Genomic DNA, 24103 nt, shown 5'->3' on the forward strand with positions numbered 1-24103 from the left:
AGCCGCATCACCGTCAACGCCTTCACCGGCAGCGGCGCCGCGCACAGCGCGCGCAGGTCCCCGGTGCGCGGCAGGCCCCGTACGGCCTCCTCCAGTGCCGCGCCCAGCACCGGTCCCGAGCCCGCGACCGACGCCAGCGCGCCCCCCACCAGCGACCCGAACAGCTTGCGGCGCAGCGCGGTGGCGTCGTCGGTGAGGATGCGGGAGGGCAGCTCGGGGACCGGGACGCCGTGGTGGGCGAGGCGGGCCGGGCCGACCCGGATGTCGGCCAGGTCGCGGTAGACCAGGCGCAGTGGATCGCCCGCCGGGGACAGCACGACGAGGAGGTTCTGCCCGTGCGCCTCCAGAGCCACCCCCAGCTCCAGCGCGCGCAGTCCGACGGTGAGCGCGAGACGGGCGAACGCGGCCAGCCACCCCGGGGAGCGGGGCAGCTCGGTGGTCGCCAGCGCGGCCACCGGCACGACGTGCTCGCCGGGGGCCGCGTACACCCGCGGCGACTCGCGCAGTACGGCGGCCAGGTCGGGGGAGTGGGCGGTGGCCGCGCCCAGCGCGCGGGTCACGTGGAGCAGGCCGTCCGTGCGCGCCGCCAGCGCCTCCCCGAGGGACGACAGGGTCGCCGACGCGGCGATCGAGGCGACCGAGATGTCCCGCACCGAGGACGTCAGCCGGGTGCTCAGCGCGGTCTTGATGTGCGGCCCGCCGGGCACGGCGAGCGTCCGCAGGGACATCAGCGGATGCGCGGCGAGCCGCTCGTCGCACGACCGCTTGAGCACGTGCGCGGCCTGCCACGGATGCACGGGCAGCAGCACCTTCGCCCCGTCCCGCAGTTCCCGCGACCACACCCCCGTCACCAGGCACTCGGCCGCCGGCACCGGCACCAGGCCCAGCCCCACCACCGGACGGTGCTCGGGCCCGTACGCCAGCTGCTCCGCCACCGAGAAGCCCGGCCGGGAACGGCAGTTGGGGTGGTACGGGTGCCCGTCGACCACCCGCTGCTCCCAGGCCCAGTCACGGTCCGGCCACTCGTCCGGGTGATTCTCCCGCCCCGCCCGCGACAGTGCCAACGACGCGACACTGTGCCCGAGTTCGGCGGCGAACCCCGCCGAGTGCGGTACGGCGAGGTCCGTCACCAGCCGCGCAGGATCGTCGTACGCCGCCTTGTCCAGCCGTAGGACGCGGACATGGGCGTCCGTGCGGTACGGGTCGGCGGCCGGACCGGTCAGCCGGCGGCCGTCCCGAAGGCGCAGGACGAGTCCGTCCCGGACGGGGTCCCGGCCCGCGATCCAGGGCAGCGGTTCATGGGCGAGCGCACGCCACAGCCGGGACAGCACGGCCGCGCGGGCGCCGGGCAGCTCGGCCGTGAACCGGGCGACCAGACCGGGACGGACGGCCGCCAACTCGTCGGCGACCTCGGCCTCTGCGCTGGGGGGACGATGCACGGGCGGGCTCCTCGGGTACGAGTGGGACGTCACGGTGGAGGGGCGACGACAGACATACTGATCGTCCCGCCATCTCGCCATGGACAGACCGTAGGGAACGAGTGGAACGCGTGGATCGCCTGCCCCCGCCCACCGGCGCCGTCGCCGCCTTCCGGGACGACGCCGCCTTCCGGGACGACGTCGCCGAACGCGCCGACGCCTGCGCGGCGGTGCCGCTGCTGAACTGCCTGCTGCGGGAGGTGGCCGAACCGCTGCCGGTCCCCGGCGACCGGCCGGTGTACCGGCTGCCCGGCGGCCGCCTCCTGCGCGTGCGCGGGGGCCGGCGGCCCGCCGAGCCCGAGGTCCACGCGACGAACGGCGGCTGGTACCGCGTCGGCCACACCGAACTGGTGAAACTGGTCGCCGAGGAACTGCGCCGGTACACCGGCCTGGCCAACCACGAACTGCCCACCGAGATGGCCGACAGCCGGGACGCGGTGGCGGCGCTGCTGACGGCACGCGCGCGGGCGACCCCGCCCGAGGAGCCGTATCTGCGCTCCGAGCAGTCCCTCCTCACCGGCCACACCCACCACCCCGCCCCCAAGGCGCGCGGCGGTGGCCCGCACGCCGACTGGCTGCCGTACGCGCCCGAGGCGTACGCCCGCTTCCCGCTGACGCTGCTCGCCGTGCGCGCGGACACGGTCGTCGAGGAGGGCGACACCGCCGCCCTGGACGCCCTCGGCGAGGCCCCGCCCGGCTACCGTCTGCTGCCGGCCCACCCCTGGCAGCTCGATCTGACGGCGTCCACCCTGGCCCCCGCCTTCGCCGACGGCCGCCTCGTCCGGCTGGGCACGACCGGCTTCCCCACCTGGCCGACGGCCGCGATCCGCACGGTGTACGCCCCCGAGTACCTTCCGGGGCGCGACCTGTTCCTGAAGTTCAGCCTCGACGTGCGCATCACCAACGACATCCGCCGCCTGTGGCGCCACGACCTGCTGAAACTGCGCCGCACCGACACGGCGGTCACCGAGGCCTTCGACACCATCGGGTCCCCGGCGGCCTGGCTCGGCGACCGTGGCCACCGCACCGCGGACTTCGCCTTCGAGGAACTGGCCGTCGTCGTCCGCGACGGACTGCGGGACCGGGTCCTGCCCGGCGCGACCCCGCTCCTCGCCGCCGCCCTCGTGGAGGGCTTCCCGGGCAACCCGCTGGAGGACACCACGGACCCGGCGGCCTGGTGGGAGGCGTACCTCGCCGCGGTCGTCCCGCCCGTGCTGTCCGCTTTCGCCGACGACGGCGTCGTCCTGGAGGCGCATCTGCAGAACACGCTGGTCGCCGTGGACGGCGCCGGCACACCGGTGCAGGCCCTGTTCCGGGACGCGGAGGGCGTCAAGCTGCTCCCGGACGTCTCGCGGGCGGCGGGCTGGGAGCGGCTCGTGTACTGCCTGGTCGTCAACCACCTGCTGGAGATCGCCGGGGCCCTCGCAGAGCACCACCCCGGCCTCGACCCCTGGCCCGCCGTCCGCCGAGCCCTCGCCCGCCACGACCTCCCCGAGATCCCGGCGCTCCTGGCCTCGCCCACCCTCCCCGCCAAGACCAACCTCCTGCTGCGCTGGACCGGCGCGGACGGCGCCGCCTCCCGCTACCGTCCGCTGCCCAACCCACTGCTCGGACCGTGACCGCCGGCGGCCTGCTGGATCTGCTCAACGGACTCGCCGCCCGCGCCGCAGCACGGTGTGCGGCATGTCGTCGGTGATGACCGGCGGCCGGGCGCCGTGCCCGCCCTTGCGGGCTGCGGTGTCGAGCCCCTCCAGCCGCCAGGCAGCACGGCTGCACCAGGCATCTGGAGCTACCGCGCGACGGGGCCGACATCGGCGCGAGGCCGGCTCCGGATGTCTCTCGGTGGTGAGGGACCACCGCTACCGCCCCAGCCTCGGCCGCGCCGCTGAAGCCCCCGCGGCTGCCCCCCGCTCACCCCGGCCGAACTCCCCGACGGCGATCCGTGATCCCGTGTCATCCCCGCCCACATGCTTCGGTCCCCCATGTGTCGTCTGCTTCGCGGCAACCGTGGAGCACGGAACACGGTCCCTCCATACAAAGGTGCCGTCTTCGTCTGCGACACGGAAGGAAGAGCGTGAGCAACACGAGCAACCAGCGTCGGGCGAGGGTGCGACTGGCGCGACAACGATCCGCTCCGCATGTCGTACGCCGCGGAACGCGACTTCAGGAGCCTGCGGCACGTGTCTCCCTGTGGCATCGCACGGACTGGGTTCGGCTCGGCACCGTGATGGGGGTCGTGGCCGGTATCGGCACGCTCATGTTCACCGGTGTGGCGACCTACTACGGCGCCATGGTCTCGCGTGACCAACTGGGACAGTCCCGCGAGGACGCCGAGCGGAAGCGCCTCGACCAGGCGTCGCGGGTCGGCACGTGGGTCGAGTACGCAGCGGACGGCGGTGTCCAACTGCATCTGGCGAACCCGACCCCTGATCCGGTGCTGTCCGTCGAGATGGTCATCGAGGCGACGATCGACGACAAGGACGACGACGAGTACGACGGCGATGACATCGAGGACAAGGTGGAACTACGCGTCTACTACTCGCTGAGACCGTTCGATCTCCCGCCCTGCTCCGAAATGGTCTTCGACCCTGACACCTGGAAATACACGGCCGACCAGCAGGTCGACGCGGAAAACCCGACCCCTGCCCTGCCCGCCGAGGCCGGCTGGAAACGGCAACCGCCTCCGGATCACCTCTTTGTCGCGATGCTCGGCTACACGGATCATTCGCAGAGGACCTGGTGGTGGGAGAACGGGAAGCCGGGGAGCAACCCCAACGGGGCGTACACCCTGTATGAGGCGAACAACTACGGGACCGGGGGGTTCACACGTATGGCGACGGTAAGGCGGACTGCGTCGTGTGGCGCACCGGTGAGCTGATCCGACAGCAGACGCGGCGGGTCTTGCCCTTCTGGGTGCTCGGGGGCGTCCCAGTGATGGCGCCGGGGGCGCGGCCGGCCACAGCGACGGCAGGGGCGCTTCATCGGTCGGGCTCCTGTTCGCGGGCCGGGTGCTTCCAGGGGAGGGCGAGTGGCTCGGACACTCCTCCGCGGCGATCACCCTCGGTTACTATGCTGACTTATGCCGGAAGCTGGCAGCAAGGGGCGCGGCACCATCGGCGGTCTGCTTGGGGAGCGGGGGATCGGCTCGCCGGCCGAAGCTCCCCAGATTCTCCCCAGCGCCGTTGACCGGTGATTCCCGCCTCTACACCCCGGAAAAGTCGTCCGTGGATTGTAAGGCTGAAGAGATGGGTGGCCTGGGAAAGTGTTGAGAGAGGTCGTAGCGACCCGCTATATCAAACCCCTGCACACTGGCGGCTCCGTCCCCGCCGTCGTCGAGGCAGGCGACCTGGGCACCTACGTCGTCAAGTTCACCGGCTCCGCGCAGGGCCGCAAGGCGCTGGTCGCCGAGGTGGTCGTGGGGGAGCTGGCCCGTGAGCTGGGGCTTCGGGTGCCGGAGCTGGTCCTCGCCCACTTCGACCCGGCGATCGCCACCGACGAACCGCACCAGGAGGTGCGGGACCTGCTGAACGCCAGCGCCGGGCTCAACCTCGGCATGGACTACCTGTCGGGCGGCGCCGACTTCACGCCCGACGTCGCGAAGACGTTCCCGGTGGACGCGAGGGAGGCCGGCCGCATCGTCTGGCTGGACGCCCTCACCGCGAACGTCGACCGCACGGTGCACAGCTCCAACCTCATGGTCTGGCCCACCTTCGGCACCGCGCCCCCGCGCCTGTGGCTGATCGACCACGGAGCGGCCCTGGTCTTCCACCACCGCTGGGACATCTCCGCGCCGCAGAAGGCGTACGACTTCCGCCACCACGCCCTCGGCCACTACGCGCCCGACGTGCGGGCCGCCGACGCCGAGCTGGCGCCGAAGGTGACCGAGGAGCTGCTGCGCGACGTGGTGGCGCGGGTGCCGGAGGCCTGGCTGACCTGCGAGGCCGGCTTCGACACGCCGGACGAGGTCCGCGCCGCCTACGCCGGGTACCTGCACGCGCGCGTACGGGCCTCCAGGGACTGGCTGCCCACCGACTTCCCGAGCCGTGAGGAACTCGCCGCCGAGAACGCCGCCCGGGCGGCGCGCACCCAGCGAGGCCGTCCCGACTGGCTGAAACGCGTCCCGGACCTGCACGGCAAGCCGCCCGCCGAACAGGACTGGTCCGTGCACCTGGGCTGACGTACGGGGGCGGCGCACGGCCGCGCCCCCGGTGCCGTGCGGTACCGGGGGCGCGAGCGGGGCAGCGGAGCGCCGGGTGTCAGCCCTTCAGCTGCTCGTACGCCGGCAGCGTCAGGAAGTCGGCGTAGTCCTCGTCGAGGGAGACCGTCAGCAGCAGGTCGTGGGCCTGCTGCCAGTTGCCGGCCGCGAAGGCCTCGTCGCCGATCTCGGCGCGGATGTTCGCCAGTTCCTCGGCGGCGACCTTGCGGGCCAGCTCGGCGGTGACCTGCTCGCCGTTGTCGAGGACGACCTTCGCGTTGATCCACTGCCAGATCTGCGAACGGGAGATCTCGGCGGTGGCCGCGTCCTCCATCAGGTTGAAGATGGCCACCGCGCCGAGGCCGCGCAGCCACGCCTCGATGTAGCGGATGCCGACCTGGACGGCGTTGACCAGACCCGCGTACGTCGGCTTGGCGTCCAGGGAGTCGACGGCGATCAGGTCGGCGGCCCTGACGTCCACGTCCTCGCGCAGCCGGTCCTTCTGGTTGGGCTTGTCGCCGAGCACCTTGTCGAAGGACTCCATGGCGATCGGGACCAGGTCGGGGTGGGCGACCCAGGAGCCGTCGAAGCCGTCGCCGGCCTCGCGGTCCTTGTCGGCGCGGACCTTCTCGAAGGCGACCTTGTTGACCTCGGCGTCCCGACGGGACGGGATGAACGCCGCCATGCCGCCGATCGCGTGCGCGCCGCGCTTGTGGCAGGTGCGGACGAGGAGTTCGGTGTAGGCGCGCATGAAGGGGGCGGTCATCGTCACCGCGTTGCGGTCCGGCAGGACGAACTTGGCGCCGCCGTCCCGGAAGTTCTTGACGATGGAGAACAGGTAGTCCCAGCGGCCCGCGTTCAACCCGGAGGCGTGGTCGCGCAGCTCGTAGAGGATCTCCTCCATCTCGTACGCGGCCGTGATCGTCTCGATCAGGACGGTGGCGCGGACGGTGCCCTGCGGGATGCCGACGTAGTCCTGGGCGAAGACGAAGACCTCGTTCCAGAGGCGGGCCTCCAGGTGCGACTCCGTCTTCGGCAGGTAGAAGTACGGGCCCTTGCCGAGGTCCAGCAGACGCTGGGCGTTGTGGAAGAAGTACAGGCCGAAGTCGACCAGGGCGCCGGGGACCGGGCGGCCGTCGACCTGGAGGTGGCGCTCGTCGAGGTGCCAGCCGCGCGGGCGCATGACGACCGTCGCCAGCTCCTCGTTCGGGCGCAGGGCGTACGACTTGCCGGTGCGCTCGTCGGTGAAGTCGATGGTGCGGGTGTAGGCCGCGGTCAGGTTGAGCTGGCCGAGGACGACGTTCTCCCAGGTCGGCGCGGAGGCGTCCTCGAAGTCCGCGAGCCAGACCTTCGCGCCCGAGTTGAGCGCGTTGATGGTCATCTTGCGGTCGGTCGGGCCGGTGATCTCCACCCGGCGGTCGTTCAGCGCGGCCGGGGCCGGGGCCACCTTCCAGGAGTCGTCCGCGCGGATGGCGGCGGTCTCAGGGAGGAAGTCGAGCGAGGAGGTGCGGGCGATCTCGGCGCGGCGCTCCGCACGGCGGGCGAGGAGTTCGTCACGCCGGGGCGTGAACCGCCGGTGCAGCTCGGCCACGAAGGCGAGCGCCGCATCGGTGAGGACCTCCTCCTGCCGGGGCAGGGGCTCGGCGTCGACGATGGCCAGCGGGGACGGCGCTGGTGCGGACATGAGCTGTCACTTCCTTCAGCGGTGGCACCGGGTGCCAACGGGCACGTATGGGGCATTGCGCACCCGATGTGCGGCCGGGTGCTTCTGGTCAGTGGATAGTAGTTTCCTCATCGTGGAACTTCAATGGTTTGTTGATGTCGAGATTCTCTGAGTCGAGGGAAGGTGGCGCTCGGTGCCATCCCCCTCACTCAAGGTGGACCAGGTCGGCCTCGGTGTCGATGTCGTACGGGCGCGCCACGTCCCCGCACTCCACGAGCGTGATCTGCGCCTCGTGCCCTCTCAGGTAGGCGCGTGCCCCCCGGTCCCCGGTGGCAGTCGCCGTGACGCCCGCCCAGTGGGCGGCGCCGAGCAGGACGGGGTGTCCGCGCACTCCCGCGTACGCCGCCGAGACGAGCGACGTCTCGTCCCGGTACCGGGCGAGCACCCGGGCCATGGCCTCCGTGCCGATGCCGGGCTGGTCGACCAGCGAGACCAGTGCCGCCCGCGCCCCGGTTCCGGCCAGCGAGGCGAGCCCGGCCCGCAGGGACGAGCCCATGCCCTGCTCCCAGTCGGGGTTGTCGACGAGGACGCAGCCGTCCAGCGCGGCCCGCGCCCGTACGGCCTCGGCCCGCGCCCCCAGGACGACGTGCACGCGCGCGCACCCGGCCGCGCGCAACACGGCGGTCGCGTGTTCGACGAGCGGATGTCCGCGGTGTTCGAGCAGCGCCTTGGGCCGTCCGCCGAGCCGCCGGCCGCCCCCGGCGGCGAGCAGCAGCCCCGCTACCTGGTCTTCGTTGTCCGTCATGCGTCCTGCATACCGGACCGCCCGGCAAACACCCCGGCGTGCGCGGGGTTTCATGGGGCTGAATTTCCCTCCGCCCGGTGGCGCGCCCGGCGGCGGGTGGCGTTTACTGGCCCGCGTCCCCGGGTGCCCGACCGGCGCGCAGGGGCCTTCGGCACGTTCACCATGCAGGGGCGCACAACGGGGTGTGAGGGGGAGGGCTGTGTTGCGGAGCGCGGGGCAGAGACACGTGACCGTCGGCGACGAGGACGTGAGGGTGGCGGCACTGCGGACCGCGGTGTCCCGGTTGCGCCGCCAACTCGCCCTGTTGCCCGTCGACTTCCCGGACCGGGCGGCAGCCGAGGAAGAACTGGCCGACCTCGCCGCGATGACGGCGCACGGTGTCCCCGAGATGCCGCGACTGCACCGCTCGCTGCTGCTGATAGTCGGCGCGATCGGCTCCGTCAGCGCCCTCTCGAAAGGGCTGACGGAGGTCCGTCACGCCGTGGAGCTCTTCGGCGACCCGCCGCGCCGCTGAGCCCTGCCGCGGGGGCGCGGGCTACGCGGCCGGGTTGCCGTTGGAGGTCAGCAGCGCCTCCGACAGCTCCGCCGCCACCTGCTGGAGCAACGGCACGATCCGGTCGGTGGCGGCCTCCGTGACCCGGCCGGCCGGGCCGGAGATGGAGATGGCCGCCGCGGTGGGGGAGTTGGGCACGGAGACGGCCAGGCAGCGGACGCCGATCTCCTGCTCGTTGTCGTCGATCGCGTAGCCCTGGCGACGCACGTCCTCCAGCGCCGCGATGAAGCCGTCGGGCGTGGTGATCGTCTTGTCGGTCGCGGCCGGCATGCCGGTGCGGCCCAGCAGGGCCCGCACCTCGTCCGCCGGGAAGTCCGCGAGCAGCGCCTTGCCGACACCCGTGGAGTGCGGCAGGACCCGCCGGCCGACCTCGGTGAACATGCGCATCGAGTGCTTGGACGGCACCTGTGCGACGTAGACGATCTCGTCCCCGTCGAGCAGCGCCATGTTCGCCGTCTCGCCGGTCTCCTCGACCAGGCGGGCCAGGTGCGGGCGGGCCCAGGTGCCGAGCAGCCGGGCGGCGGACTCGCCGAGCCGGATCAGACGCGGGCCGAGGGCATACCGGCGGTTGGGCTGCTGACGTACGTATCCGCAGGCCACGAGCGTGCGCATCAGGCGGTGAATGGTCGGCAGCGGCAGCCCGCTGCTCGCGGAGAGCTCGCTCAGGCCGACCTCGCCGCCCGCGTCCGCCATCCGTTCGAGCAGGTCGAAGGCGCGCTCCAGGGACTGGACGCCACCGGTGGCGGACCTGGCGGAGTCGGTGGTGCTGGCGCTGGACGTCGGCACGGCACGTTCCTTTCGGGGCTGGCGGGAGGAAAGAAGCGTACCCGGAGGCCGGTTGACTCCCGGCTTGTACGTAGCTACGTTCTGCTTGCTGGAATCCTAATTCCGCTTTGTGGAAACGTCCAGAGCGGGTTCGTCGGTCATGCCCACCCAAAGGGTGCCTCTTGACGACGCGGAACCGGGAATGAAGACTCCTTCAACAGAACGTTGAAATCGGAGGCGAGAGAGGGGTTCGGGTGTCCGAAGCTGAACTGGTGCTGCGCTCGACGCGCGTCATCACTCCCGAGGGGACGCGCGCCGCGTCGATCGCGGTGACCGGCGAGAGGATCACGGCCGTCCTGCCGTACGACGCCCCCGTCCCGGCGGGCGCCCGGCTGGAGGACGTCGGTGACCACGTCGTCCTGCCCGGCCTGGTCGACACCCATGTGCACGTGAACGACCCCGGCCGCACCGAGTGGGAGGGCTTCTGGACCGCCACGCGCGCCGCGGCGGCCGGCGGCATCACCACCCTGGTCGACATGCCGCTCAACTCCCTCCCACCGACCACCACGGTCGACCACCTGCGCACCAAGCGGCAGGTCGCCGAGGACAAGGCCCACATCGACGTCGGTTTCTGGGGCGGCGCGCTGCCCGACAACGTCAAGGACCTGCGACCGCTGCACGAGGCCGGGGTCTTCGGCTTCAAGGCCTTCCTGTCGCCCTCGGGCGTCGACGAGTTCCCGCACCTCGACCAGGACCAGCTCGCCCGGTCGCTGGCGGAGATCGCCGCCTTCGACGGCCTGCTGATCGTGCACGCCGAGGATCCGCACCACCTGGCCGCGGCCCCGCAGCAGGGCGGACCGAAGTACTCCCACTTCCTCGCCAGCCGCCCGCGCGACGCCGAGGACACCGCGATCGCGGCCCTCGTCGAACAGGCGAAGCGGCTCGACGCGCGCGTGCACGTGCTCCACCTGTCCTCCAGCGACGCCCTGCCGCTGATAGCGGAGGCCCGCGCCGAGGGCGTCCGCCTCACCGTGGAGACCTGCCCCCACTACCTCACCCTCACCGCCGAGGAGGTGCCGGACGGCGCGAGCGAGTTCAAGTGCTGCCCGCCCATCCGCGAGGCCGCCAACCAGGACCTCCTCTGGCAGGCACTGGCGGACGGCACGATCGACTGCGTGGTCACCGACCACTCGCCGTCCACCGCCGACCTCAAGACCGACGACTTCGCCACCGCCTGGGGCGGCATCGCCGGCCTCCAGCTCAGCCTGCCGGCCATGTGGACCGCGGCCCGCGAGCGCGGCCTGGGCCTGGAGGACGTCGTGCGCTGGATGTCGACGCACACGGCACGGCTGGTGGGGCTCGACGCCCGCAAGGGCGCCATCGCGCCGGGGCACGACGCCGACTTCGCGGTCCTCGCCCCCGACGAGACGTTCACCGTCGACCCGGCCGCCCTCCAGCACCGCAACCGCGTCACGGCGTACGCGGGCAAGACCCTGTACGGCGTCGTGAAGTCCACCTGGCTGCGCGGCCGGCGCATCGTGGCGGACGGCGCGTTCACCGAGCCGAAGGGACAGCTCCTCACCCGGACCTGACGCGTCCGGACCTCTGATCCATCCCCCTCACGTCGAACGACCCCGAAAGGAACACCTGATCACCGTGACGGCCCAGCAGAACTCCTCGTTGGCCAGCTTCACCGGCGACGCGAACCCCTACGGAGGCGGCGACCCGTACGCGGACTACCGCACCGCCGACCTCCCCTTCACCCAGTACGCCAACCTCGCCGACCGGCGACTGGGCGCCGGTGTCGTCGCCGCCAACGACGAGTTCTTCGCGCAGCGCGAGAACCTGCTGGTGCCCGAGCGCGCCGAGTTCGACCCCGAGCACTTCGGGCACAAGGGCAAGGTCATGGACGGCTGGGAGACCCGCCGGCGCCGCGGCGCGTCGGCCGAGCACCCCTGGCCCACCGAGGACGACCACGACTGGGCGCTGATCCGCCTCGGCGCCCCCGGCGTGATCCGCGGCATCGTCGTCGACACCGCCCACTTCCGGGGCAACTACCCGCAGGCCGTCTCCGTGGAGGGTGCCTCGGTCGAGGGCTCTCCGTCGCCCGAGGAACTGCTCGCGGACGACGTGAAGTGGACGACCCTCGTCCCGCGCACCCCCGTAGGCGGCCACGCGGCCAACGGCTTCGCCGTCACCGCCGAGCAGCGCTTCACCCACCTGCGCCTGCGGCAGCACCCCGACGGAGGCATCGCCCGTCTGCGCGTGTACGGCGAGGTCGTCCCGGACCCGGCGTGGCTCGCGGCCCTCGGCACCTTCGACATGGTCGCCCTGGAGAACGGCGGCCAGGTCGAGGACGCCTCCAACCTCTTCTACTCCCCGGCCACCAACACCATCCAGCCGGGCCGCTCCCGCAAGATGGACGACGGCTGGGAGACCCGCCGCCGCCGCGACCAGGGCAACGACTGGATCCGCTACCGGCTCGTGGACCGCGCGCAGATCCGCGCGATCGAGATCGACACGGCCTACCTGAAGGGCAACTCGGCCGGCTGGGCGTCGGTGTCCGTGAAGGACGCCGACGGGGAGGGGTCCGGTGAGTGGCGCGAGGTCCTGCCGCGCACCCGCCTCCAGCCCGACACCAACCACCGCTTCGTGCTGCCCGAGGCGGCCGTCGGCACCCACGCGCGCGTCGACATCTTCCCCGACGGCGGCATCTCCCGCCTGCGCCTGTTCGGCTCCCTGACGGAGGACGGCGCGACCCACCTGGCCGCTCGCCACCAGGAACTGGGCGGCTGATCCACCGCCCGTGAACCCGCGGGGCGCACCGGTCGGACAGCACCGGTGCGCCCCGCGCGCGTGGGAGTCCGGCGTCCCCCGCGCGGGAGCCGCCCCGCGCGCGGGGGACCGGCGGGTCGCTACGCCGCGTGGCCGCCGTCCACCGCGTACTCCGCGCCGGTGACGTACGAGGCGCCCGCCAGGTACGCCACCGTCGACGCCACCTCGTCGGCCGTGCCGAAGCGGCCGAGCGCCGTCATGGCCGCCTGTCCGTCGGCGTAGGGGCCGTCCGCCGGGTTCATGTCGGTGTCGATCGGCCCCGGGTGGACGATGTTCGCCGTGATCCCGCGCGGGCCCAGCTCCCTGGCCAGGGCCTTGGTCAGCCCGATCAGCGCCGACTTGCTCATCGCGTACAGCGTGCCGCCGGGGCCGGGCACCCGCTGGGTCATGCAGGTGCCGACGGTGATGATCCGGCCGCCCTGCGCCATGCGGGACGCGGCCGCCTGCGAGGTCAGGAAGACACCGCGGACGTTCACGGCCAGCAGCCGGTCCACATCGGCGAGCGACAGGCTCTCCAGCGGGCCCAGCAGACCCAGGCCGACGTTGTTGACCAGCACGTCGGGGCCGCCCCCGAGCGCCTGTGCCGCCCGCTCCACCGCGCCCGCCGCCTCCGCCGCGTCGGCGGAGTCCGCCCGCAGGGCCACCGCCCGGCGTCCCAGCGCCTCGACGGCCCGTACGACGTCCTCGGCCGCGTCCTTGCCGTTCACATAGGTGAGGGCGACGTCCGCCCCCTCCCGCGCCAGCCGCACCGCGGTCGCCGCACCGATGCCGCGGCTGCCGCCGGTCACCAGGGCCGTCCGGCCGGCCAGCGGCGCGGAGGAGTGCGCGAGTGAGTTCGTGTTCGTGTCCGTGTTCGTCATGAGTCCATCCCAGCGGGCCGGGCCCGCGCACGCTGGCGGTGAACGGACGTCGACCTGACCGATGAGTCGCCGACGCCGACGGAGTCCCCACCGATGACAACACGCAGCAAACCGAACAACCCGAGCATCTCGAACAACTCGAACAACCTGACAAATCGGACACCGGGCACGCCGAACAGTCCGACGGCACCGGATCTCGAACACCGGAAAGCAGGCACCCGACATGGGCAGGCTCGTTCTCACCGCCATGGTCACCCTCGACGGGGTCCACCAGGCCCCCGGCGGACCCCAGGAGGACACCCGGGACGGCTTCGACCAGGGCGGCTGGACCGTCCCTTACGCGGACGAGGACTTCGGCCGCTTCGTCGACGAGGTCTTCGACCGCGTCGGCGCGTTCCTCCTCGGCCGCCGAACCTACGAGATCTTCGCCTCCTACTGGCCGAAGATCACCGACCCCGCCCACCCCATCGCGTCCAAGCTGAACGGTCTGCCGAAGTACGTCGCCTCCAGCACCCTCACCGACCCGGGCTGGGCGGGCACGACCGTGCTCGACGGTGACCTCGCCCGGGAGGTCACCGCGCTGAAGGAGCGCATCGACGGGGAACTCCAGGTGCACGGCAGCGGAGCCCTCGCGCAGTCCCTGCTGGCGCTCGGCCTCGTCGACACCGTCCACCTGTCGGCCTTCCCCGTGGTGCTCGGCGCCGGGCGCCGCCTCTTCGCTCAGGGCGCCCTGCCGACCGCCTTCCGGCACACCGGCGGGCGCGTCACGGCCGCGGGCGTCTCCATCCAGTCGTACGACCTGGCCGGACGCCCCGAGTACGGCTCGTTCGAGCTGCCGGAGAACGCCTGACCGTACCGGGCTCGTGTCCCGTCGGCCCCCGGACAGAGCCGGGGGCCGGCGGCAGGTGGCAGGTGAACTCGCCGAAAACTCATATGACGTACCGGGAAACTCCACGGTCTTGTCATTGACATGCCACCGTCTACGCGCGTCATCATGAGGTCATGCGATTCCCCCCACGCGCCGCTCGGCTCGGCGCAGCAGCCGCAGTCCTGTCCGCCCTCCTCGTGGGCGGCACCGTCTCCGCGACCACGGCGGGCGCCTCCACCGCCGCGGTCGGCGACATCTGCTACAGCGACCTGCCCTCCCAGGCGCACGACACGCTCGACCTGATCGAGCAGGGCGGCCCCTACCCGTTCGACCAGGACGGGACCGTCTTCCAGAACCGGGAGGGCATCCTTCCGGACCGGACCACCGGCTACTACCACGAGTACACGGTGATCACGCCGGGCTCCGACACGCGTGGTGCCCGCCGCATCGTCACCGGTGAGGAGTACCAGGAGGACTACTACACGGCCGACCACTACGCCTCGTTCGACCTCGTCGACCACGGCTGCTGAGGGCCGCGGCCACCGGGCCCTCGGGCCATCGGCTCACCCGGACCTGCGGCTCCCGGCTGCGGCGAACAGCGCGCCACCGAGAACGAGCAGCGCGACACTCCCGTAGACCTCGTAGCCGTCGAGGAAACCGAGCCGCTGCACCAGGCCCAGGTTCCAGTCGGTGAACTCGTGCACCAGGCCCATCACGCCCTGAATCACGGCCAGGACACCCAGAAACTCCAGCAATCCCTTCATGTCACCGACTCTCGCCCCGCGGACCCCCCACGCACATCGGCCGCGGGGCGAGTCCTGTCCGACGGAAGGCTCCTCCTGCCCGCTCCGTCACGCCGAAGGTCGCCGGTCGTACGACTTTGGTCGGCGATCCCGTCCGCGCCGCAGTCGCGCTCCGCCGGGCTGCGTAGATTTGTCGACTGTGAAGAGTGACGAGCAGGCCATGACCTTGCCCGCCTACGCCGGGCGGCGCTGGGTGCTGCCCGGGGCGGTGGTCGAGGACCTGTACCCGCGGTCCGAACGGCCCGGTGGACGGCCGCGGCGCACCGCGCGCGACTGGATCGTCGACTTCACGTGCTTCCTGATCGCGGTCGCCGTCGGGCTGATGGCCGCAGACGCGCTCGACCAGGAGGTGCACCTCTCGCCCGCCTGGGAGGTCGCCGACCAGGTGGTCGGGGCCCTGTCCTGCGCCGCCGTCTGGCTCCGGCGCCGGTGGCCGGTCGGGCTGGCCGTGGCGATGGTGCCCGTCTCCCTGGTCTCCGCCACCGCGGGCGGCGCCGCCCTCTTCTCCCTCTTCACGCTCGCCGTGCACCGGCCGGTGCGGTACGTGGTCTGGGTGGGAGGCGCCGGCTTCCTGGTGCAGCCCCTGTACTACTGGTTGCGCCCGGAGCCGGGCATGCCCTACCTGGGGTCGGTCGTCATCGGCTCACTGCTCACCGTCACGGTCGTCGGATGGGGCCTGCTCGCCGGCTCCAAGCGCCAGCTCCTGCTCAGCCTGCGCGACCGGGCCCGGCACGCCGAGGCGGAGGCCCGCCTCCGGGCCGAGCAGGCGCAACGGCTGGCCCGCGAGGACATCGCCCGGGAGATGCACGACGTCCTCGCCCACCGGCTGACGCTGCTCAGCGTGCACGCGGGCGCCCTGGAGTTCCGGCCCGACGCGTCCCGCGAGGAGGTGGCGCGGGCGGCCGGGGTCATCCGCGAGAGCGCGCACGAGGCCCTCCAGGACCTACGGGAGATCATCGGCGTCCTGCGGGCGGGGGAGTCCGACGACGCCGGGCGCCCCCAGCCGACGCTCGCGGCACTCGACGCGCTGGTCGCCGAGTGCCGCGCGGCCGGTATGAAGGTCACTTTCGCCGGCCGCGTCACCGACCCCGACGCCGTCCCCGCCTCCGTGGGCCGCACCGCCTACCGCATCGCCCAGGAGGCGCTGACCAACGCGCGCAAGCACGCCCCCGGCACCGAGGTCGCCGTCTCCGTCACCGGAGCGCCGGGTGACGGTCTCGCCGTGTCGGTGCGCAACGCCCCGCCCGAGGGCGAGGTGCCTCACGTGCCCGGATCCGGGCAGGGGCTGATCGGACTGACCGAGCGCGCCGTGCTTGCGGGCGGCACCCTGGACCACGGCCACACGCGCGACGGCGGCTTCGAGGTACGGGCCCGGCTGCCGTGGGGATGAGCCGAGCGCCCGCGTGCGGGCGGCCGTCGCGACAGGGCCGGAGACGGCCTCCGGCAGGCGTGGTTTCGTGGGGCCCATGACTGCGATCAGACTGCTCCTCGTCGACGACGACCCGCTGGTGCGGGCCGGGCTGTCCTTCATGCTGGGCGGCGCCGGCGACGTCGAGATCGTCGGTGAGGCCGCCGACGGCCACGAGGTCGGGGCCCTCGTCGACCGCACCCGCCCGGACGTCGTCCTCATGGACATCCGGATGCCGGTGGTGGACGGACTCACGGCCACCGAGCGGTTGCGGGGCCGCGCGGACGCCCCGCAGGTCATCGTGCTCACCACCTTCCACGCCGACGAGCAGGTGCTGCGGGCCCTGCGCGCCGGCGCCGCCGGGTTCGTCCTGAAGGACACCCCGCCCGCCGAGATCCTCGACGCGGTGCGCAGGGTCGCGGCCGGCGACCCCGTGCTGTCGCCCGCCGTGACCCGGCGGCTCATGGAGCACGCGGCCGGGAGTGCCGCCGACACGAGGCGCACCCGCGCGCGTACGCGCGTGGCCGCCCTCAACGACCGCGAGCGCGAGGTCGCCGTCGCGGTCGGCCGGGGCCTGGCCAACGCCGCCATCGCGTCGGAACTCTTCATGAGCGTGGCGACGGTCAAGACCCACGTCTCGCGCATCCTGGCCAAGCTCGATCTCAACAACCGCGTCCAGGTGGCCCTGTTGGTGTACGACGCGGGGCTGTTGGACGACGAGGGGGAGGCCGGGGCCGGCCACTAGCCGGGGCGCGGGCGTGGTCGGGGTGGAGAGGCCGCACCGGGGCCCCGGCGGCGCGGGGAGGCCGGACCGCCCTGTCGGTGGGGGGTGGCCGCACCGGACCCGCCGGCACCGCTGTCGTCCCCGCTCACCTGACGCGAGGACGCGAGGACGCGAGGACGCGAAGACGCGAGGGTGCGCGGCCCCTGCCGCCCGTCCGCTCAGCCCGCCACGGACGCCGCGGCCCCCGGGACCTCCGCCAGCCGTACGGGCCGGCGCTCGCGCCGGGAGGTCTCGCAGGCCTCGGCGATCCGCAGGGCCTGCAGCGCCTCGCGCCCGTCGCACGGATTGGCCCGCTCGCCGCGCACGACCTCCACGAACGTGGCCAGCTCCGCCTCGTAGGCGGGACCGAAGCGCTCCACGAAGCCGGTCCACGGCCGGTCCGCGGCCGGCGGCCCGGTCGGCTCCGTCGACGCGATCGGCGTACGGTCGTCCAGGCCGACGACGATCTGGTCCAGCTCACCGGCCAGCTCCATGCGGACGTCGTACCCCGCCCCGTTCAGCCGCGTCGCGGTGACCGTGGCGAGCGTGCCGTCGTCCAGCGTGAGGAGCGCCGCGCCCGTGTCCACGTCGTCCGCCGCCCGGAACATCGGCGGCCCGGCGTCGGACCCGGCGGCGTACACGTCGGTGATCTCCCGCCCGGTCACCCAGCGCAGGACGTCGAAGTCGTGGATCAGTGTGTCCCGGTAGAGCCCGCCGGACTGCGGCAGATACGCGGCGGGCGGCGGCGCCTGGTCGCTCGTCACCGCCCGGACGGTGTGCAGCCGCCCGGACCGCACCGCCTCGCGCGCGCCCGTGTAGCCGGCGTCGAAGCGCCGCTGGAAGCCCATCTGCACAAGCGTGCCGGCGGCCTCCACCTCGGCGATCGCCTGCAAGGTGCCGTCCAGGTCCAGCGCGATGGGCTTCTCGCAGAACACCGGCAGCCCCGAGCGCGCCGCCCGACCGATCAGTTCGGCGTGGGCCGACGTCGCCGTGGTGATCACCACGGCGTCCACGCCCCACCGGAAGATCTCGTCCACCCCCGGCGCCGCCGTCTCGCCCAGCCGGTGCGCCAGGTCCTGGGCCCGTGCGGGGTCGGCGTCCGTGAGGATCAGGGATCCGACGTCGCGGTGGCGGCTGAGCGTGTTGGCGTGGACGGTGCCGATACGGCCCGTACCGATGACCCCGATGCGCATGGAATCAAAGTGGGCTCACAGCCCGCGCGCTGTCAACGCGTATGTCCGGACAATCGAACTACACAACTTCCCGTCAATCACGCACAGAGCTACGCTCGGCCCGTGCCCAAACCAGAAGTGGACCCGACCGTGTCGCTGGATCTCAGCGTGGATCGCAGCAGCCCCGTGCCGCTGTACTTCCAGCTGGCGCAGCAGCTGGAGGCGGCGATCGAGCACGGCGCGCTGACCCCCGGCAGCCTGCTGGGCAACGAGATCGAGCTCGCCGCGCGGCTCGGCCTGTCCCGGCCCACGGTCCGCCAGGGCATCCAGTCGCTCGTCGACAGGGGCCTGCTCGTGCGCCGCCGCGGCGTCGGCACCCAGGTCGTGCACAGCAAGGTCAGGCGCCCCCTCGAACTCAGCAGTCTCTACGACGACCTGGAGGCGGCGGGGCAGCGTCCGGCCACGAAGGTCCTGGTCAACACCGTCGTCCCCGCGACCGCCAAGGTCGCCGCCGCGCTCGGCGTGGCCGAGGAGAGCGACGTGCACCGGGTGGAGCGGCTGCGGCTGACGCACGGGGAGCCGATGGCGTACCTGTGCAACTACCTGCCGCCCGGTCTCGTCGACCTGGACACCCGGCAGCTGGAGGCCACGGGCCTGTACCGGCTGCTGCGAGCCGCCGGGATCACCCTGCACAGCGCCCGCCAGACCATCGGCGCCCGCGCGGCCACCGCCGACGAGGCCGAACGGCTCGGCGAGGACCAGGGCGCCCCTCTGCTCACCATGCAGCGCATCACGTTCGACGACACGGGGCGCGCGGTCGAGCTCGGCACGCACACCTACCGTCCGTCCCGCTACTCCTTCGAGTTCCAGCTGCTCGTACGGTCCTGATCTGCGCCGACCGTCTTCGCCATGCGTCTTCGCCGTGCGGGTTCGCCATGCGTCTTCGCCGTGCGGGTTCGCCATGTGTCTTCGCCGTGCGGGTTCGCCGCGCGGACGCGCCCCCATGTCCGGACAATGTGACCGACTCCTGCTCCCCGGCGCAGAGCGATCGTTCGCCGTGTCGGACAATGGGGCGTTTGGGGTTCCCAAAACCCGGCCGGGTTCTGGAAACCCGGCACGCACAGCACGGCACAGCAAGAAGGGCACGGCCTCGTGGCACGGTTTCGGACCTGGGTAGGCATCGCGCTGGCAGGAGCACTGTCGGTGTCCCTGGCCGGTTGCAGCAGCACCGGCGGCAAGCGCGCCGAGGACGCCCGCAAGGCCGCGGCGGCCCAGGGGAGGGCGGCGGTGAACACACCCCGCTGGACCTTTGCGATGATCACTCACTCGGGTGATGGCGACACCTTCTGGGACATCGTCCAGAGCGGCGCCGAGCAGGCCGCCGTGAAGGACAACATCAACTTCCTGTACTCCCACGACGACGAGGCCCAGCAGCAGGCCCAGCTCGTGGACGCGGCCGTCGACAAGAAGGTCGACGGGATCATCGTCACACTCGCCAAGCCCGACGCCATGAAGTCCGCCCTGGACCGGGCCCGGAAGGCGGGCATCCCGGTGGTCACGGTGAACTCCGGCTCGCAGGAGTCCAAGGAGTTCGGCGCGCTCACCCACATCGGCCAGGACGAGACGATCGCCGGTGAGGCCGTCGGCGAGGAGCTGAACGAGCGGGGCCGCAAGCAGGCGCTCTGCGTGCTGCACGAGCAGGGCAACGTCGGTCACGAGCAGCGCTGCGACGGCGTGGAGAAGGCCTTCGACGGCAAGGTCCAGCGGCTCTACGTCAACGGCACCAGCATGCCGGACGTGCAGTCCGCCCTCGAGGCCAAGCTCCAGACCGACAAGGCCGTCGACGCCGTCGTCACCCTGGGCGCTCCCTACGCCGACACCGCGGTGAAGGCCAAGCAGGGCGCGGGCAGCAAGGCCGAGATCGACACCTTCGACCTCAACGCCAAGGTGGCCGCGGGCCTGGAGGACGGCACCCTCGGCTTCGCGGTCGACCAGCAGCCCTACCTCCAGGGCTACGAGGCGGTCGACCTGCTGTGGCTCTACAGGTACAACGCCGATGTCCTCGGCGGCGGCCGGCCGGTGCTCACCGGGCCGCAGATCATCACCAAGGACGACGCCGCCGCGCTGGCCGACTACACGAAGCGGGGCACCCGATGAGCGCCACCATGGAAGCCCGGGCTGACGAAAGGATTCTGCAGACCTCTCCGCTGCGGAAGCTGCTGGGCCGCCCCGAGCTGGGCTCCGTCGTCGGCGCGATCGCCGTCTTCGTCTTCTTCGCGTTCTTCGCCGACAGCTTCCTGCGCGCCTCCAGCCTCAGCACGGTGCTCTACGCGGCTTCCACGATCGGCATCATGGCCGTCCCCGTGGCACTGCTGATGATCGGCGGCGAGTTCGACCTGTCCGCGGGCGTCATGGTGACCTCGTCGGCCCTGGTGTCGTCGATGTTCAGCTACCAGATGACCGCCAACGTCTGGGTCGGCGTCGGCGTGTCCCTGCTGGTCACCCTGGCGATCGGCGCGTTCAACGGCTTCATGCTCACCCGCACCAGGCTGCCCAGCTTCATCATCACCCTGGGCACCTTCCTCATGCTGACCGGCCTGAACCTGGGCTTCACCAAGCTGATCGACGGCACCGTCTCCACCAAGACGATCGCCGACATGGAGGGCTTCCCCTCCGCGCGGGACGTCTTCGCCTCCACCCTCACCATCGGCGGGGTCGGCTTCAAGGTCACCATCCTGTGGTGGCTCGCCCTGGTCGCCGTCGCCAGCTGGATCCTGCTGCGCACCCGCGCCGGCAACTGGATCTTCGCGGTCGGGGGCAACAAGGACGCCGCCCGCGCGGTGGGCGTCCCGGTCACCAGGACGAAGATCGGCCTGTACATGGGCGTGGCGTTCGGCGCCTGGATCTCGGGCCAGCACCTGCTCTTCTCCTACGACGTCGTCCAGTCCGGCGAGGGCGTCGGCAACGAGCTGATCTACATCATCGCGGCCGTCATCGGCGGCTGTCTGATCACCGGCGGCTACGGCAGCGCCGTCGGCTCGGCGGTCGGCGCGTTCATCTTCGGCATGACCAGCAAGGGCATCGTCTTCGCCGAGTGGAACCCCGACTGGTTCAAGTTCTTCCTCGGAGCGATGCTGCTCCTCGCGACCCTGCTCAACGCCTGGGTCCGCAAGCGCGCGGAGGCCGCCAAATGACGCAGACCGCAAGCCGTACGGCGCTCGTGGAGCTGTCCGACGTCAGCAAGAACTACGGGAACGTCCGCGCCCTGGAGGGCGTGTCGCTGGAGGTCCACGCCGGTGAGATCACCTGTGTGCTGGGCGACAACGGCGCGGGCAAGTCGACCCTGATCAAGATCATCGCGGGCCTGCACCAGCACGACGGCGGCACCCTGAGCCTCGACGGTGAGGAGACCCGCCTGTCCTCCCCGCGCGAGGCCCTGGACCGCGGCATCGCCACCGTCTACCAGGACCTGGCCGTCGTACCCCTCATGCCGGTCTGGCGGAACTTCTTCCTCGGCTCCGAGCCCCGCAAGGGCGTCGCCCCGTTCAAGCGCATGGACGTCGACCTCATGCGCCGCACCACCCGCGAGGAACTCCTGCGCATGGGCATCGACCTGCGCGACGTCGACCAGCCCATCGGCACCCTCTCCGGCGGCGAACGCCAGTGCGTGGCGATCGCCCGCGCGGTGTACTTCGGCGCGAAGGTCCTGGTGCTCGACGAGCCGACGGCGGCCCTCGGCGTGAAGCAGTCGGGCGTGGTCCTGAAGTACGTGGCGGCGGCCCGCGACCAGGGCCTGGGTGTTGTCCTCATCACCCACAACCCGCATCACGCGTACCTGGTGGGCGACCGTTTCGTCCTCCTGAAGCGCGGCGCGATGGTGGGCAACCACGAACGGGACGACATCACGCTGGACGAGCTGACGAGGCAGATGGCAGGCGGGAACGAGCTGGATGACCTGCGCCACGAGCTGCAACGCCGCTGAGGGGGAGGGGCTGTGTCACATGAGGCTGCGCCGCGTGGGCGCGACCGGCCACGACGCACCCGCACCCGGCGACGAACCGCTGCCCCCGCCCCCGTCGCATTCGGCACCCGGCGGGGCCGTGCGGCACAATCGCACCCGATGAGCACCTACCGCGACTTCACCGCCCCCATCGGCTCCCGCCGCGCCCCGGTCCTGCGCACCGTGGGTACCAGGGAACGCCGCTCGCACCTCACGGCACCCCGGGTGCCGACGGTCGGCATCGACATCGGCGGCACGAAAGTCATGGCGGGCGTCGTCGACGCCGACGGCAACATCCTCGAGAAGCTCCGCACGGAGACGCCGGACAAGTCCAAGAGCCCGAAGGTCGTCGAGGACACCATCGTCGAGCTGGTCCTGGACCTCTCCGACCGGCACGACGTGCACGCCGTCGGCATCGGCGCGGCGGGCTGGGTCGACGCCGACCGCAACCGCGTCCTGTTCGCCCCCCACCTGTCCTGGCGCAACGAACCCCTGCGCGACCGCATCGCCGGCCGCCTCGCGGTTCCCGTCCTGGTGGACAACGACGCCAACACCGCCGCCTGGGCCGAGTGGCGCTTCGGCGCCGGCCGCGGCGAGGACCACCTCGTCATGATCACCCTCGGCACCGGTATCGGCGGTGCCATCCTGGAGGGCGGCCAGGTCAAGCGCGGCAAGTACGGGGTCGCCGGCGAGTTCGGCCACATGCAGGTCGTGCCCGGCGGCCACCGCTGCCCGTGCGGCAACCGCGGCTGCTGGGAGCAGTACAGCTCCGGCAACGCCCTGGTCAGGGAGGCCCGCGAGCTGGCCGCCGCCGACTCGCCGGTGGCCTACGGGATCATCGAGCACGTCAAGGGCAGCATCGGCGACATCACCGGCCCGATGATCACCGAGCTGGCCCGTGACGGCGACGCCATGTGCGTCGAGCTGCTCCAGGACATCGGACAGTGGCTCGGCGTCGGCATCGCGAACCTCGCCGCGGCCCTCGATCCGTCCTGCTTCGTGATCGGCGGCGGGGTCAGCGCCGCCGACGACCTGCTGATCGGCCCGGCCCGCGACGCCTTCAAGCGTCAGCTCACGGGCCGCGGCTACCGCCCCGAGGCCCGCATCGTCCGCGCCCAGCTCGGTCCCGAGGCCGGCATGGTGGGCGCCGCCGACCTGGCCCGCCTGGTCGCCCGTCGCTTCCGGCGCGCCAAACGGCGCCGGGTGGAGCGGTACGAGCGCTACGAGCGGTACGCGGAGGCCCGCCGGACGTCCCGGGAGTCGCTGTGACGGTGACGGACCCCCTGCCCCACCAGGCCGGCCCCCCGGCCGAGCCCGGGCCGCCGGGCGAGGACCGTCGGCACATGATCCGGCGCCGGGCGCTCACCCTGCTCATCATCGTGCTGCTCATCGGCATCCCGGCCGGCTACCTCGTGATCTCCGCCAACCAGAGCCGCGACAGCGGCAGGCAGAAGGAGGCGAAGTACGCGGCGACCGGCATGACCGAGGGCTGGCCGTCCAGGCTGCAGCGCCGCCTCTACCAGGTGCCCGTCCCGGTTCCGTCCGAAGAAGTCGCGTACTACGAGACGAACAACTGGAAGACCAGCCGCCTCTACGTCCAGTTCGAGACCACCGGCGCCGGCCTGGACGCCTTCCTGGCGGGGCTGGGCGTCGACCGGACGGCACTGCGGCAGCAGAAGATCGCCATCAGCGACCGCGCCCGGCAGGTCACCGGCTGGGAGTTCGGAGAGTCCGGCTCCTGGTGGGGCCTGGTCAAGGAGCAGCCCGACCCGGCACCCACCCAGGACGTCGTGGTGAACATGGCGAACCCGGAGTATCCGATGGTGTACGTGGTCTCGCACACGGTCCCCTGACCGCACGCGAGCGGCGAACGTGCCCCGGCCGACCGGCCCCGGGGCCGATTGTCAGACCCCGCCCGTAGAGTCGAAGACATCT

Annotated in this window: 23 protein-coding genes; 16 read left to right on the forward strand and 7 right to left on the reverse strand. The window is 72.2% G+C overall.

The annotated features are described in order from the left end of the window. On the reverse strand, window positions 1-1439 hold a 1439-nt coding region (locus RM812_RS33400; RefSeq protein ID WP_311581276.1), incomplete at its 3' end, for an IucA/IucC family protein. A 101-nt stretch (window positions 1440-1540) separates the two neighbouring features. On the opposite strand from RM812_RS33400, the gene RM812_RS33405 reads away from it, so the two are divergent. The 3 genes from RM812_RS33405 to RM812_RS33415 all read left to right on the forward strand — a co-directional run bounded on the left by RM812_RS33405 (window position 1541) and on the right by RM812_RS33415 (window position 5655). After that, entirely contained in the window at window positions 1541-3097 is a 1557-nt protein-coding gene (locus tag RM812_RS33405; protein WP_311581279.1) for an IucA/IucC family protein, read from the forward strand. Between the two features lie 617 nt (window positions 3098-3714). Next, window positions 3715-4356: a hypothetical protein gene (locus RM812_RS33410; RefSeq protein ID WP_311581282.1), complete on the forward strand. Its 642-nt coding sequence runs from the start codon at window positions 3715-3717 to the stop codon at window positions 4354-4356. Between the two features lie 384 nt (window positions 4357-4740). Beyond that, on the forward strand, window positions 4741-5655 hold the full coding sequence (locus RM812_RS33415) for a HipA family kinase (protein WP_311581285.1): 915 nt from the start codon (window positions 4741-4743) through the stop codon (window positions 5653-5655). Window positions 5656-5734: 79 nt separating this feature from the next. Here the strand turns inward: RM812_RS33415 and aceB are convergent, their stop codons facing one another. After that, window positions 5735-7357: a malate synthase A gene (aceB, locus tag RM812_RS33420; protein ID WP_311581288.1), complete on the reverse strand. Its 1623-nt coding sequence runs from the start codon at window positions 7355-7357 to the stop codon at window positions 5735-5737. A 184-nt stretch (window positions 7358-7541) separates the two neighbouring features. Next, on the reverse strand, window positions 7542-8141 hold the full coding sequence (locus RM812_RS33425) for a nucleotidyltransferase family protein (RefSeq protein WP_311581291.1): 600 nt from the start codon (window positions 8139-8141) through the stop codon (window positions 7542-7544). Between the two features lie 199 nt (window positions 8142-8340). On the opposite strand from RM812_RS33425, the gene RM812_RS33430 reads away from it, so the two are divergent. Further along, a complete protein-coding gene (locus RM812_RS33430; protein ID WP_311581294.1) occupies window positions 8341-8655 on the forward strand; it encodes a DUF5955 family protein in 315 nt (104 codons plus the stop codon). A gap of 21 nt (window positions 8656-8676) precedes the next feature. Here the strand turns inward: RM812_RS33430 and allR are convergent, their stop codons facing one another. Then, window positions 8677-9480, reverse strand: a complete 804-nt coding sequence (gene allR / locus RM812_RS33435) for an allantoin degradation transcriptional regulator AllR (protein ID WP_311581297.1) — start codon at window positions 9478-9480, stop codon at window positions 8677-8679. Window positions 9481-9713: 233 nt separating this feature from the next. On the opposite strand from allR, the gene allB reads away from it, so the two are divergent. After that, entirely contained in the window at window positions 9714-11051 is a 1338-nt protein-coding gene (gene allB / locus RM812_RS33440) for an allantoinase AllB (protein WP_311581300.1), read from the forward strand. A gap of 64 nt (window positions 11052-11115) precedes the next feature. Further along, complete coding sequence (gene alc, locus RM812_RS33445; protein ID WP_311581303.1) at window positions 11116-12255, forward strand: allantoicase; 1140 nt, start codon at window positions 11116-11118, stop codon at window positions 12253-12255. Window positions 12256-12374: 119 nt separating this feature from the next. Here alc and RM812_RS33450 read toward each other — a convergent pair whose 3' ends face one another. Continuing rightward, window positions 12375-13154, reverse strand: a complete 780-nt coding sequence (locus RM812_RS33450; protein WP_311581306.1) for an SDR family NAD(P)-dependent oxidoreductase — start codon at window positions 13152-13154, stop codon at window positions 12375-12377. Between the two features lie 223 nt (window positions 13155-13377). Between RM812_RS33450 and RM812_RS33455 the strand changes: the two genes are divergently transcribed. After that, complete coding sequence (locus tag RM812_RS33455; RefSeq protein ID WP_311581309.1) at window positions 13378-14004, forward strand: dihydrofolate reductase family protein; 627 nt, start codon at window positions 13378-13380, stop codon at window positions 14002-14004. A 152-nt stretch (window positions 14005-14156) separates the two neighbouring features. Continuing rightward, window positions 14157-14552 carry a ribonuclease domain-containing protein gene (locus tag RM812_RS33460; RefSeq protein WP_311581313.1) on the forward strand — a complete coding sequence of 132 codons (396 nt, stop codon included), beginning with the start codon at window positions 14157-14159 and terminating at the stop codon, window positions 14550-14552. A 33-nt stretch (window positions 14553-14585) separates the two neighbouring features. Here RM812_RS33460 and RM812_RS33465 read toward each other — a convergent pair whose 3' ends face one another. After that, window positions 14586-14786 (reverse strand): hypothetical protein, encoded by a 201-nt coding sequence (locus RM812_RS33465; RefSeq protein WP_311581316.1) that lies wholly within the window; start codon window positions 14784-14786, stop codon window positions 14586-14588. Window positions 14787-14985: 199 nt separating this feature from the next. Between RM812_RS33465 and RM812_RS33470 the strand changes: the two genes are divergently transcribed. Next, window positions 14986-16215 carry a sensor histidine kinase gene (locus tag RM812_RS33470; RefSeq protein WP_311581384.1) on the forward strand — a complete coding sequence of 410 codons (1230 nt, stop codon included), beginning with the start codon at window positions 14986-14988 and terminating at the stop codon, window positions 16213-16215. 76 nt (window positions 16216-16291) lie between these two features. After that, window positions 16292-16978, forward strand: coding sequence for a response regulator transcription factor (locus RM812_RS33475; RefSeq protein ID WP_311581319.1), 687 nt, complete (start codon window positions 16292-16294; stop codon window positions 16976-16978). A 197-nt stretch (window positions 16979-17175) separates the two neighbouring features. On the opposite strand, the gene RM812_RS33480 is transcribed toward RM812_RS33475, so the two are convergent. Continuing rightward, complete coding sequence (locus RM812_RS33480; RefSeq protein ID WP_311581322.1) at window positions 17176-18189, reverse strand: Gfo/Idh/MocA family oxidoreductase; 1014 nt, start codon at window positions 18187-18189, stop codon at window positions 17176-17178. Window positions 18190-18318: 129 nt separating this feature from the next. Between RM812_RS33480 and RM812_RS33485 the strand changes: the two genes are divergently transcribed. From RM812_RS33485 to RM812_RS33510, 6 genes are all read left to right on the forward strand, one after another. Continuing rightward, on the forward strand, window positions 18319-19056 hold the full coding sequence (locus RM812_RS33485; RefSeq protein WP_311581386.1) for a GntR family transcriptional regulator: 738 nt from the start codon (window positions 18319-18321) through the stop codon (window positions 19054-19056). 264 nt (window positions 19057-19320) lie between these two features. Then, complete coding sequence (locus tag RM812_RS33490) at window positions 19321-20325, forward strand: sugar ABC transporter substrate-binding protein (RefSeq protein ID WP_311581324.1); 1005 nt, start codon at window positions 19321-19323, stop codon at window positions 20323-20325. Between the two features lie 8 nt (window positions 20326-20333). Continuing rightward, a complete protein-coding gene (locus RM812_RS33495; RefSeq protein WP_394816553.1) occupies window positions 20334-21362 on the forward strand; it encodes an ABC transporter permease in 1029 nt (342 codons plus the stop codon). Further along, a complete protein-coding gene (locus RM812_RS33500; protein WP_311581330.1) occupies window positions 21359-22150 on the forward strand; it encodes an ATP-binding cassette domain-containing protein in 792 nt (263 codons plus the stop codon). The genes RM812_RS33495 and RM812_RS33500 overlap by 4 nt, the downstream gene beginning before the upstream one ends. Before the next feature lie 138 nt (window positions 22151-22288). Next, the gene (locus RM812_RS33505) at window positions 22289-23437 is read left to right on the forward strand and encodes an ROK family glucokinase (RefSeq protein ID WP_311581333.1); all 1149 of its coding nucleotides are present in this window, start codon (window positions 22289-22291) and stop codon (window positions 23435-23437) included. A gap of 2 nt (window positions 23438-23439) precedes the next feature. Beyond that, entirely contained in the window at window positions 23440-24021 is a 582-nt protein-coding gene (locus tag RM812_RS33510; RefSeq protein WP_311581336.1) for a sugar kinase, read from the forward strand. Window positions 24022-24103 lie beyond the last annotated feature (82 nt).

It is taken from the genome of Streptomyces lancefieldiae (genome assembly GCF_031845825.1).
Classification (GTDB): Bacteria; Actinomycetota; Actinomycetes; order Streptomycetales; family Streptomycetaceae; genus Streptomyces; species Streptomyces lancefieldiae.